This window comes from Enterobacter sp. MGH 33, from assembly GCF_000534535.1.
GTDB lineage: Bacteria > Pseudomonadota > Gammaproteobacteria > Enterobacterales > Enterobacteriaceae > Enterobacter > Enterobacter hormaechei_C.
Window position 1 is genome coordinate 3,787,956 of the sequence record NZ_KI973212.1, and the last position, 12,157, is coordinate 3,800,112.

The 12,157-nt window shown below is 52.6% G+C and carries 7 protein-coding genes, 1 tRNA gene, 3 rRNA genes and 1 other annotated feature; of the genes, 3 read left to right on the top strand and 8 right to left on the bottom strand.

Features of this window, described 5'->3' with window-relative positions; genetic code table 11:
• Positions 1 to 22: 22 nt before the first annotated feature.
• From L379_RS0124245 to rluD, 8 genes are all read right to left on the bottom strand, one after another.
• A complete protein-coding gene (locus tag L379_RS0124245; RefSeq protein ID WP_032654628.1) occupies positions 23 to 475 on the bottom strand; it encodes a DUF4385 domain-containing protein in 453 nt (150 codons plus the stop codon).
• A 128-nt stretch (positions 476 to 603) separates the two neighbouring features.
• Positions 604 to 719 (bottom strand): 5S ribosomal RNA (gene rrf, locus L379_RS06420).
• Positions 720 to 791: 72 nt separating this feature from the next.
• Positions 792 to 3,697, bottom strand: a 23S ribosomal RNA gene (locus tag L379_RS06415).
• A gap of 192 nt (positions 3,698 to 3,889) precedes the next feature.
• Positions 3,890 to 3,965 (bottom strand) — tRNA-Glu (locus tag L379_RS06410).
• 84 nt (positions 3,966 to 4,049) lie between these two features.
• A 16S ribosomal RNA gene (locus L379_RS06405) occupies positions 4,050 to 5,591 on the bottom strand.
• Together the 16S, 23S and 5S rRNA genes with 1 tRNA gene alongside form the textbook arrangement of a ribosomal RNA operon.
• A 429-nt stretch (positions 5,592 to 6,020) precedes the next feature.
• On the bottom strand, positions 6,021 to 8,594 hold the full coding sequence (clpB, locus tag L379_RS06400) for an ATP-dependent chaperone ClpB (RefSeq protein ID WP_017692862.1): 2,574 nt from the start codon (positions 8,592 to 8,594) through the stop codon (positions 6,021 to 6,023).
• A gap of 129 nt (positions 8,595 to 8,723) precedes the next feature.
• Positions 8,724 to 9,455, bottom strand: a complete 732-nt coding sequence (gene yfiH / locus L379_RS06395) for a purine nucleoside phosphorylase YfiH (RefSeq protein WP_032654629.1) — start codon at positions 9,453 to 9,455, stop codon at positions 8,724 to 8,726.
• Positions 9,452 to 10,432: a 23S rRNA pseudouridine(1911/1915/1917) synthase RluD gene (gene rluD / locus L379_RS06390; protein ID WP_017383977.1), complete on the bottom strand. Its 981-nt coding sequence runs from the start codon at positions 10,430 to 10,432 to the stop codon at positions 9,452 to 9,454. The genes yfiH and rluD overlap by 4 nt, the downstream gene beginning before the upstream one ends.
• Positions 10,433 to 10,563: 131 nt before the next feature.
• Here rluD and bamD point away from each other — a divergent pair, with 131 nt between their 5' ends.
• The 3 genes from bamD to pheL all read left to right on the top strand — a co-directional run bounded on the left by bamD (position 10,564) and on the right by pheL (position 12,062).
• Entirely contained in the window at positions 10,564 to 11,301 is a 738-nt protein-coding gene (gene bamD / locus L379_RS06385) for an outer membrane protein assembly factor BamD (RefSeq protein ID WP_003863164.1), read from the top strand.
• Between the two features lie 267 nt (positions 11,302 to 11,568).
• A complete protein-coding gene (gene raiA, locus L379_RS06380; protein WP_003863162.1) occupies positions 11,569 to 11,910 on the top strand; it encodes a ribosome-associated translation inhibitor RaiA in 342 nt (113 codons plus the stop codon).
• A 103-nt stretch (positions 11,911 to 12,013) separates the two neighbouring features.
• Positions 12,014 to 12,139, top strand: a sequence feature (Phe leader region).
• Entirely contained in the window at positions 12,015 to 12,062 is a 48-nt protein-coding gene (gene pheL, locus L379_RS25940; RefSeq protein WP_100229775.1) for a pheA operon leader peptide PheL, read from the top strand. It overlaps the preceding feature by 48 nt.
• Positions 12,140 to 12,157: the final 18 nt, after the last annotated feature.

The following is a 12,157-nucleotide window of genomic DNA, read 5'->3' on the forward strand; positions in this document are numbered from 1 at the left end:
GAATTATTAGCGGACGTAGTAATTATCCCCACGCTTGCTGGTGAGCCTTTTTTCGCTGCAAATAATCTTCATCAGCACGAATTTTATCCCACCACGTTTTGAACACCGCAGCGGCTTCTGCTTTTACTGGATCGTGATCGAGGGGTTTGACCTGGCGATTCTCATCATACTTTTTTCCGCCTTTATGATTGGCGTATCGTCGGGCACGGGTGTATCCCATCTGTATGAATTTACGCGCCATATCCATGCCGACAAAATTGTTATTCCTGCGGTACTCTTCAAAGAGGGCGTAGATCTCTTCTGCCGAACGCGCTGCGACTTCAGCATTTTTATAACGCCAGTGCGGCAGGATTTCGCTTTTATAAGGCTCGACCATCAATACGCCCTGCTCACCCCGGCCAACCTGATACCGTTCGGGATGTTCGCGAAAATTAATATTGGCAAAATCTTGTTGATAATCAAAGGGACGAGTCAAAGCGGCACCATTGTTAAAATTGTTTTAACAATTGTAGGCCGGATAAGTGGAAGCCGCCATCCGGCATGTTTTCCACGTACAAAGCAAAAAACCCCGCACCTTACGGTACAGGGTTCTTCTTAATTGATGCCTGGCAGTTCCCTACTCTCACATGGGGAGACCCCACACTACCATCGGCGCTACGGCGTTTCACTTCTGAGTTCGGCATGGGGTCAGGTGGGACCACCGCGCTAAAGCCGCCAGGCAAATTCTGTTAATCTGTATCAAAGCTGAAATTTGATTGTCTGTCTCTTCGCCAAAACACCTTCGGCGTTGTAAGGTTAAGCCTCACGGTTCATTAGTATCGGTTAGCTCAACGCATCGCTGCGCTTACACACCCGACCTATCAACGTCATCGTCTTTAACGTTCCTTCAGGAGACTTAAAGTCTCAGGGAGAACTCATCTCGGGGCAAGTTTCGTGCTTAGATGCTTTCAGCACTTATCTCTTCCGCATTTAGCTACCGGGCAGTGCCATTGGCATGACAACCCGAACACCAGTGATGCGTCCACTCCGGTCCTCTCGTACTAGGAGCAGCCCCCCTCAATTCTCCAGCGCCCACGGCAGATAGGGACCGAACTGTCTCACGACGTTCTAAACCCAGCTCGCGTACCACTTTAAATGGCGAACAGCCATACCCTTGGGACCTACTTCAGCCCCAGGATGTGATGAGCCGACATCGAGGTGCCAAACACCGCCGTCGATATGAACTCTTGGGCGGTATCAGCCTGTTATCCCCGGAGTACCTTTTATCCGTTGAGCGATGGCCCTTCCATTCAGAACCACCGGATCACTATGACCTGCTTTCGCACCTGCTCGCGCCGTCACGCTCGCAGTCAAGCTGGCTTATGCCATTGCACTAACCTCCTGATGTCCGACCAGGATTAGCCAACCTTCGTGCTCCTCCGTTACTCTTTGGGAGGAGACCGCCCCAGTCAAACTACCCACCAGACACTGTCCGCAACCCGGGTAACGGGTCTACGTTAGAACACCAGCCATTAAAGGGTGGTATTTCAAGGTTGGCTCCACGCAGACTGGCGTCCACGCTTCAAAGCCTCCCACCTATCCTACACATCAAGGACCAGTGTTCAGTGTCAAGCTATAGTAAAGGTTCACGGGGTCTTTCCGTCTTGCCGCGGGTACACTGCATCTTCACAGCGAGTTCAATTTCACTGAGTCTCGGGTGGAGACAGCCTGGCCATCATTACGCCATTCGTGCAGGTCGGAACTTACCCGACAAGGAATTTCGCTACCTTAGGACCGTTATAGTTACGGCCGCCGTTTACCGGGGCTTCGATCAAGAGCTTCGCGTTGCCGCTAACCCCATCAATTAACCTTCCGGCACCGGGCAGGCGTCACACCGTATACGTCCACTTTCGTGTTTGCACAGTGCTGTGTTTTTAATAAACAGTTGCAGCCAGCTGGTATCTTCGACTGATTTCAGCTCCACCCGCAGGGGCTTCACCTACATATCAGCGTGCCTTCTCCCGAAGTTACGGCACCATTTTGCCTAGTTCCTTCACCCGAGTTCTCTCAAGCGCCTTGGTATTCTCTACCTGACCACCTGTGTCGGTTTGGGGTACGATTTCGTGTTACCTGATGCTTAGAGGCTTTTCCTGGAAGCAGGGCATTTATCACTTCAGCACCGTAGTGCCTCGTCATCACACCTCAGCGTTAATAAGGTACCGGATTTACCTGGAACCTCCGCCTACATGCTTAAACCGGGACAACCGTCGCCCGGCTGACATAGCCTTCTCCGTCCCCCCTTCGCAGTAACACCAAGTACAGGAATATTAACCTGTTTCCCATCGACTACGCCTTTCGGCCTCGCCTTAGGGGTCGACTCACCCTGCCCCGATTAACGTTGGACAGGAACCCTTGGTCTTCCGGCGAGCGGGCTTTTCACCCGCTTTATCGTTACTTATGTCAGCATTCGCACTTCTGATACCTCCAGCATGCCTCACAGCACACCTTCAACGGCTTACAGAACGCTCCCCTACCCAACAACACATAAGTGTCGCTGCCGCAGCTTCGGTGCATGGTTTAGCCCCGTTACATCTTCCGCGCAGGCCGACTCGACCAGTGAGCTATTACGCTTTCTTTAAATGATGGCTGCTTCTAAGCCAACATCCTGGCTGTCTGTGCCTTCCCACATCGTTTCCCACTTAACCATGACTTTGGGACCTTAGCTGGCGGTCTGGGTTGTTTCCCTCTTCACGACGGACGTTAGCACCCGCCGTGTGTCTCCCGTGATAACATTCTTCGGTATTCGTAGTTTGCATCGGGTTGGTAAGCCGGGATGGCCCCCTAGCCGAAACAGTGCTCTACCCCCGAAGATGAATTCACGAGGCGCTACCTAAATAGCTTTCGGGGAGAACCAGCTATCTCCCGGTTTGATTGGCCTTTCACCCCCAGCCACAGGTCATCCGCTAATTTTTCAACATTAGTCGGTTCGGTCCTCCAGTTAGTGTTACCCAACCTTCAACCTGCCCATGGCTAGATCACCGGGTTTCGGGTCTATACCCTGCAACTTAACGCCCAGTTAAGACTCGGTTTCCCTTCGGCTCCCCTATACGGTTAACCTTGCTACAGAATATAAGTCGCTGACCCATTATACAAAAGGTACGCAGTCACCCCATAAAGAGGCTCCCACTGCTTGTACGTACACGGTTTCAGGTTCTTTTTCACTCCCCTCGCCGGGGTTCTTTTCGCCTTTCCCTCACGGTACTGGTTCACTATCGGTCAGTCAGGAGTATTTAGCCTTGGAGGATGGTCCCCCCATATTCAGACAGGATACCACGTGTCCCGCCCTACTCTTCGAGTTCACAGCATGTGCATTTTCGTGTACGGGACTATCACCCTGTACCGTCGGACTTTCCAGACCGTTCCACTAACACACAAGCTGATTCAGACTCCGGGCTGCTCCCCGTTCGCTCGCCGCTACTGGGGGAATCTCGGTTGATTTCTTTTCCTCGGGGTACTTAGATGTTTCAGTTCCCCCGGTTCGCCTCGTTAACCTATGTATTCAGTTAACGATAGTGCAACGGATTGCACTGGGTTTCCCCATTCGGACATCGCCGGGTCAAGGGTTCATATCACCTCGCCGGCGCTTTTCGCAGATTAGCACGTCCTTCATCGCCTCTGACTGCCAGGGCATCCACCGTGTACGCTTAGTCGCTTAACCTCACAACCCGAAGATGTTTCTTTCGATTCACCATCGACTTGCGAAAATTTGAGAGACTCGAACACACATGAGCTGTGTGTCGTTTCAATTTTCAGCTTGATCCAGATTTTTAAAGAGCAAATATCTCAAACATGACTCGCAAGTCAGTTTTGAGATATGACGGCAGGTGACTTTCACTCACGAACCAGCAAGTGGCGTCCCCTAGGGGATTCGAACCCCTGTTACCGCCGTGAAAGGGCGGTGTCCTGGGCCTCTAGACGAAGGGGACGTACAGTCTCAATCGCAAGACGCCTTGCTATTTACTTTTCATCAGACAATCTGTGTGAGCACTACAAAGGCAGGTTCTTTAAGGTAAGGAGGTGATCCAACCGCAGGTTCCCCTACGGTTACCTTGTTACGACTTCACCCCAGTCATGAATCACAAAGTGGTAAGCGCCCTCCCGAAGGTTAAGCTACCTACTTCTTTTGCAACCCACTCCCATGGTGTGACGGGCGGTGTGTACAAGGCCCGGGAACGTATTCACCGTGGCATTCTGATCCACGATTACTAGCGATTCCGACTTCATGGAGTCGAGTTGCAGACTCCAATCCGGACTACGACGCACTTTATGAGGTCCGCTTGCTCTCGCGAGGTCGCTTCTCTTTGTATGCGCCATTGTAGCACGTGTGTAGCCCTACTCGTAAGGGCCATGATGACTTGACGTCATCCCCACCTTCCTCCAGTTTATCACTGGCAGTCTCCTTTGAGTTCCCGGCCTAACCGCTGGCAACAAAGGATAAGGGTTGCGCTCGTTGCGGGACTTAACCCAACATTTCACAACACGAGCTGACGACAGCCATGCAGCACCTGTCTCAGAGTTCCCGAAGGCACCAATCCATCTCTGGAAAGTTCTCTGGATGTCAAGAGTAGGTAAGGTTCTTCGCGTTGCATCGAATTAAACCACATGCTCCACCGCTTGTGCGGGCCCCCGTCAATTCATTTGAGTTTTAACCTTGCGGCCGTACTCCCCAGGCGGTCGACTTAACGCGTTAGCTCCGGAAGCCACGCCTCAAGGGCACAACCTCCAAGTCGACATCGTTTACGGCGTGGACTACCAGGGTATCTAATCCTGTTTGCTCCCCACGCTTTCGCACCTGAGCGTCAGTCTTTGTCCAGGGGGCCGCCTTCGCCACCGGTATTCCTCCAGATCTCTACGCATTTCACCGCTACACCTGGAATTCTACCCCCCTCTACAAGACTCTAGCCTGCCAGTTTCGAATGCAGTTCCCAGGTTGAGCCCGGGGATTTCACATCCGACTTGACAGACCGCCTGCGTGCGCTTTACGCCCAGTAATTCCGATTAACGCTTGCACCCTCCGTATTACCGCGGCTGCTGGCACGGAGTTAGCCGGTGCTTCTTCTGCGGGTAACGTCAATCGACAAGGTTATTAACCTTGTCGCCTTCCTCCCCGCTGAAAGTACTTTACAACCCGAAGGCCTTCTTCATACACGCGGCATGGCTGCATCAGGCTTGCGCCCATTGTGCAATATTCCCCACTGCTGCCTCCCGTAGGAGTCTGGACCGTGTCTCAGTTCCAGTGTGGCTGGTCATCCTCTCAGACCAGCTAGGGATCGTCGCCTAGGTGAGCCGTTACCCCACCTACTAGCTAATCCCATCTGGGCACATCCGATGGCAAGAGGCCCGAAGGTCCCCCTCTTTGGTCTTGCGACGTTATGCGGTATTAGCTACCGTTTCCAGTAGTTATCCCCCTCCATCAGGCAGTTTCCCAGACATTACTCACCCGTCCGCCACTCGTCAGCGAAGCAGCAAGCTGCTTCCTGTTACCGTTCGACTTGCATGTGTTAGGCCTGCCGCCAGCGTTCAATCTGAGCCATGATCAAACTCTTCAATTTAAAAGTTTGATGCTCAATGAATTAAACTTCGTAATGAATTACGTGTTCACTCGTTGAGACTTGGTATTCATTTAGTGTCCGAAGACATTAAGAATCCATGTCACTTTGAGTGCCCACACAGATTGTCTGATAAATTGTTAAAGAGCAGTGCCGCTTCGTTTTCGCTGCGGCGCGGGGTGTGCATATTACGCTTTCCCGCTTCAGAGTCAAGCGTTTGTTTTGCTTTTCTCTGCTGACCCGGCGGCTTGCGTGCCGTTGTTCCGTGTCAGTGGAGGCGCATTATAGGGAGTAATTCCGAACCTGCAAGGATAAAGTGAAAATTATTTACTGACCGCTCATTTTCCAGGCAAATCACATCCCAGACCTCAATTTTCGCCTGGTTTTTAAACAAAAACGAGCCGCAAGCGGCCCGTTTTTGCGTTTTGTGACTTACTGCACTGCCACAATGCGATCGTCGTTGGCTTCCAGACGAATAACTTTGCCCGGAACCAGCTCCCCAGAGAGGATTTGCTGTGCCAGCGGGTTTTCGATCTGCTGCTGGATAGCACGTTTTAACGGACGCGCACCATAAACAGGATCGTAACCATTCTCGCTCAGCAGCTTCAGCGCATCGTCGGAAATGTGGATTTCATACCCACGCTCTTCCAGACGTTTGTACAGACGCTGCAACTGGATCTGCGCAATCGACGCGATGTGTTTCTCGCCCAGCGGATGGAACACGACCACTTCATCAATACGGTTGATGAACTCCGGACGGAAGTTTTGGCTGACCACACCCAGCACAAGATCTTTCATATGGCTGTAATCCAGCTCACCGAAGCGTTCCTGAATCAAATCGGAACCCAGGTTCGAGGTCATGATCACCACCGTGTTACGGAAGTCGACCGTTCTTCCCTGCCCGTCCGTCAGACGCCCATCATCCAGCACCTGCAACAGAATGTTAAACACGTCAGGATGAGCCTTTTCCACTTCATCCAGCAGGATGACGGAATAAGGACGACGACGAACCGCTTCCGTCAGATAACCGCCCTCTTCATAACCGACATATCCCGGAGGCGCACCGACCAGACGCGAGACGGAGTGTTTCTCCATAAACTCGGACATATCGATACGCACCATCGCGTCATCGCTGTCGAACATAAAGTTAGCCAGCGCTTTACACAGCTCGGTTTTACCGACACCGGTTGGCCCCAGGAAAAGGAACGAGCCGATTGGACGATTCGGATCGGACAGCCCCGCACGGCTACGACGAATGGCGTTAGATACCGCTTCGACCGCTTCGTTCTGTCCAATGACGCGCTGATGCAGATCCTGCTCCATACGCAGCAGTTTCTCACGTTCGCTTTCCATCATGCGAGCCACAGGAATACCCGTCCAGCGCGCCAGCACTTCGGCAATCTCGGCATCCGTCACTTTATTACGCAACAGACGCATGGTTTTGCCTTCCGACTGCGTGGCGATCTCAAGCTGTTTTTCCAGCTCAGGGATCTTGCCGTACTGTAGCTCGGACATCCGCGCCAGATCTCCTACGCGACGGGCCTGCTCAATGGCAATTTTCGCCTGCTCCAGCTCCGCCTTGATTGTCTGGGTGCCAGAGAGTGAGGCTTTCTCAGCTTTCCACTCTTCTTCCAGCTCAGAATACTGACGCTCTTTCTCGTCCAGTTCTTCGTTAAGCATATCGAGGCGTTTCTTACTCGCTTCGTCAGACTCTTTGTTCAGCGCCTGCTGTTCCAGCTTGAGCTGGATAATGCGGCGATCGAGTCGGTCCAGCTCTTCCGGTTTCGAGTCAATCTGCATACGGATGCTGGACGCCGCTTCATCGATAAGGTCGATGGCTTTATCCGGCAACTGACGGTCGGCAATGTAACGATGCGAAAGCGTCGCCGCCGCAACGATGGCCGGGTCAGTGATCTGCACGTGATGGTGCAGCTCATAACGCTCTTTCAGTCCTCGCAAAATGGCGATGGTATCTTCAACGCTTGGTTCAGCGACAAACACCTTCTGGAAGCGACGCTCCAGCGCGGCATCTTTTTCAATGTACTGACGATACTCGTCCAGCGTAGTGGCGCCGACGCAGTGAAGTTCACCACGCGCCAGCGCAGGTTTCAACATGTTCCCGGCATCCATTGCGCCGTCAGCTTTACCCGCCCCCACCATGGTGTGCAGTTCGTCGATAAACAGGATGACGTTACCTTCCTGTTTCGCCAGATCGTTCAGCACGCCTTTCAGACGCTCTTCAAATTCACCGCGGTATTTCGCCCCGGCCACCAGCGCGCCCATATCCAGCGCCAGTACGCGACGGCCTTTCAGCCCTTCGGGCACTTCGCCATTAACGATACGCTGCGCCAGCCCTTCAACGATGGCGGTTTTACCGACGCCAGGCTCACCAATCAGCACCGGGTTGTTTTTGGTACGACGTTGCAGTACCTGGATAGTCCGACGAATTTCTTCGTCACGGCCGATTACCGGGTCAAGTTTGCCCTGCTCGGCACGTTCGGTCAGGTCGACCGTAAATTTCTTCAAAGCCTGACGTTGGTCTTCGGCTCCCTGGTCGTTCACGCTTTCACCTCCGCGCATTTTCTCAATCGCCTGGGTCACATTAGCGGTGGTTGCACCGGCGGATTTCAGCAGGTCGGTTAAGGTACCGCGTGATTCAAGCGCCGCCAGAACAAACAGCTCTGACGAAATAAAGTTGTCCCCACGTTTTTGCGCCAGCTTGTCGCAAAGGTTCAGCACGCGCACCAGATCCTGCGACGGCTGCACGTCGCCGCCGGTACCTTCTACCTGCGGTAAACGGCTCAGCGCCTGATCGATGGCGGTGCGTAACTGGCCGGCATTAATGCCAGCGGACGTTAATAAAGGACGTACCGATCCCCCTTCCTGATTCAGCAAGGCGCTCATTAAATGAAGAGGTTCGATAAATTGGTTGTCGTGCCCCAGTGCGAGGGACTGGGCATCGGCGAGAGCAAGCTGGAATTTATTAGTAAGACGATCCAGACGCATAACTCCTCCCATAACAGGTCAAATTTGCTACTGGAGATTAAATGAGGTCATCCCTCAATTATTCAAGGTTAATAACCTGAATTATGTGAAAAGAAAACGGCGCGTACCGGATCGTCTTGATTCTTTAGGTTATATCAGCCAAATGAAACTTGCCATACGACCTGTCGTCTTGTCGCGGCGATAGGAGAAAAAATCACCCTTTTCGCTGAAGGTACAGCGATCTCCGCCGAAGATTTGGGTCACGCCGACGTTATTCAGGCGCTGGCGGGCAAGCTGATAAATATCGGCCAGATATTTATCTCCGGAAGCCACAAACGCTTCGACCGCCTGCGGATCTTTTTCCATAAAGGCATCGCGCACTTCGGGCCCGACCTCAAACGCCTGCGGGCCAATCGCCGGGCCAAGCCAGGCGATGAGATTTGCAGAATCGTTATGGAAGCAGGCAACGGTCTCTTCCAGCACGCCTTCGCACAGGCCTCGCCATCCGGCGTGGGCAGCAGCCACTTCAGTTCCTGCCTTATTGCAGAACAACACCGGCAGGCAATCAGCAGTCATCACCGCGCAAACCGTTCCCGGCGTATTGCTGTACGAAGCATCGGCGCGCTTAGACGCATAGGGCTCCCCCGTCAGCTTCAGCACCGCTTTACCGTGCACCTGCTCAAGCCAGACCGGTTTTGAAGGAAGGTTTCCCGCAGCAAAGAGGCGTTTACGGTTCTCTTCAACGTGCTCCAGGTTATCGCCACAGTGCGCACCGAGGTTCAGAGACTCCCACGCGCCCTGGCTCACGCCACCGATACGGGTTGAACTACAGGCGGCCACGCCTTCAGGCAGTGGCCACGCCGGGACAATCAGTTTGGTCATAACCAGTCCACGTGATCCTTATGTTCTTCGAAATCTGCGCGCATCGCGTCGATAAGTTCCACCATATCCTGTGGGATCGGCGCATGCCATTCCATCTGAATTCCAGTAATTGGGTGATAAAGACGCAGCATCGTCGCATGCAGCGCCTGGCGATCGAATTTACGCAGCACGGAGATGAATTCATCCGATGCGCCCTTTGGTGGACGCGGACGACCGCCGTAAACCGGGTCACCCACCAGCGGATGGGTAATATGCGCCATGTGCACGCGGATCTGATGAGTACGCCCGGTTTCCAGGCGCAGACGCAGGCGCGTATGAATACGGAAATGTTCCATGATGCGGTAGTGGGTTACCGCCGGTTTACCCATCGGGTGTACGGACATATGCGTACGCTTGGTTGGGTGACGGCTGATAGGCTCTTCCACCGTGCCGCCAGAGGTCATATGACCAATCGCCACCGCTTCATACTCACGGGTAATTTCGCGCAATTGCAAAGATTCCACCAGGCGAGTCTGAGCTGGGACCGTCTTCGCCACCACCATCAGACCCGTGGTGTCTTTATCCAGACGGTGAACGATACCGGCACGCGGTACGTCGGCAATCGGCGGATAATAATGAAGGAGAGCGTTAAGTACCGTACCGTCAGGATTGCCCGCGCCCGGATGAACAACAAAGTCGCGCGGCTTGTTGATGACCAGAATATCGTCATCTTCGTAGACGATATCCAGCGGGATATCCTGCGGCTCGAAGCGGACTTCCTCTTCGATTTCAGCATTGATGGCGACAGCTTCCCCACCAAACACTTTCTCTTTTGGTTTGTCCCAGATCTTGCCGTTTACCAGCACGCGCTGGTCAAGGATCCATTCTTTTATGCGTGAACGCGAATAATCAGGGAACAATTCGGCCAAAGCCTGATCTAAGCGTTGACCGAGCTGATTTTCGGAGACTGTTGCGGTGAGTTCTACTCGTTGTGCCATAAACTGCTTCTTCGTTTAACGTTGGGTTTTACGGCTTTGCCGTTTAATATAGTGTGCTATTGTAGCTGGTCTTAATCGGGAGCAGGAACTGAGTTTCTCCCGGACAAACATTTGAGGAAAGTCAAAACGTCATGACGCGCATGAAATATCTGGTGGCAGCGGCCACGTTGAGCCTGGCTTTGGTGGGCTGCTCCGGTTCGAATGAACAGGTCCCTGACAATCCGCCGAATGAAATCTATGCGACTGCACAACAAAAGTTGCAGGACGGTAACTGGAAACAGGCGATAACGCAACTGGAAGCGTTGGATAATCGCTATCCGTTTGGCCCGTATTCGCAGCAGGTACAGTTAGATCTTATCTACGCCTACTACAAAAATGCCGATCTGCCGCTGGCTCAGGCAACGATCGATCGTTTCATGCGTCTGAACCCTACCCATCCTAACATCGATTACGTGATGTACATGCGCGGCCTGACTAACATGGCGCTGGATGATAGTGCATTGCAGGGCTTCTTCGGGGTGGATCGTTCCGACCGTGACCCGCAACATGCGCGTGATGCTTTCAATGACTTCTCCAAGCTGGTGCGTAGCTACCCGAACAGCCAGTACATTACCGATGCCACTAAGCGTCTGGTATTCCTGAAAGATCGTCTGGCGAAATATGAGTACTCCGTTGCGGAATACTACACCCGCCGTGGCGCATGGGTTGCCGTGGTTAACCGTGTAGAAGGCATGCTGCGTGATTATCCGGATACCCAGGCCACGCGTGATGGCCTGAAGCTGATGGAAAATGCGTATCGCCAGATGCAGATGACGGCTCAGGCTGACAAAGTGGCGAAAATCATCGCCGCGAACAGCAGCAACACCTGATACCGCTACAACGCATAACGGCAGCCCGCGGGCTGCCGTTTTTTTATTCTTTCACACTTACGCTGAAGCGGTTTAGCTTCAACACATCCATTCAACTATGACCGCAATTGTTGGCTTCGACAAGGTAAATCTCACCTCTTCCTGCCCTGCCTCACAAAAAAGATTCCCTGACAAAAACCGACAAAATAACGTGATCTAAATCACACATTTTGACATTAGGTCGGGTATGCTGGAATCACCAAGACGGAAAGACAAGAGGTAAAATTTATGACAATGAACATTACCAGTAAACAAATGGAAATTACTCCGGCAATCCGCCAGCACGTCGCAGACCGTCTCGCCAAACTGGATAAATGGCAAACACATTTGATTAATCCACATATCATCCTGTCCAAGGAGCCGCAGGGTTTCATCGCTGATGCAACTATCAATACTCCAAACGGCCATCTGGTCGCCAGCGCAAAACACGAGGATATGTACACCGCAATTAACGATTTGATCAACAAGCTGGAACGGCAGCTCAATAAAGTGCAACACAAAGGTGAAGCACGTCGCGCCGCAACCTCGGTGAAAGACGCCAGCTTCGCGGAAGAAGTTGAAGAAGAGTAATCCTCTAAAATTGAGTGTACCGACAACGCGCCTTCGGGCGCGTTTTTTATTGACAGGATCAAAACAGTGCAGGTACTTTAACCTATCAATTTCAGGATGACCTTATGAAACAGACGCCGTTTTTCTTCGCATTCTTTTTTACCTTCCCCTGACCGGGAGGCGTTTCGTCGTGTGATAAAGAATGCGAAGACGAACAACAAGGCCTCCCACACCGGGAGGCCTTTTTTATTGATAACGATAAAATGAG

What these genes read in the sequence shown, in the direction of transcription:
- rluD (WP_017383977.1), bottom strand. Translation starts at nt 10,432, where the DNA reads ATGGCACAACGAGTAGAACTCACCGCAACAGTCTCCGAAAATCAGCTC.
- yfiH (WP_032654629.1), bottom strand. Translation starts at nt 9,455, where the DNA reads ATGACCAAACTGATTGTCCCGGCGTGGCCACTGCCTGAAGGCGTGGCC.
- clpB (WP_017692862.1), bottom strand. Translation starts at nt 8,594, where the DNA reads ATGCGTCTGGATCGTCTTACTAATAAATTCCAGCTTGCTCTCGCCGAT.
- raiA (WP_003863162.1), top strand. Translation starts at nt 11,569, where the DNA reads ATGACAATGAACATTACCAGTAAACAAATGGAAATTACTCCGGCAATC.
- bamD (WP_003863164.1), top strand. Translation starts at nt 10,564, where the DNA reads ATGACGCGCATGAAATATCTGGTGGCAGCGGCCACGTTGAGCCTGGCT.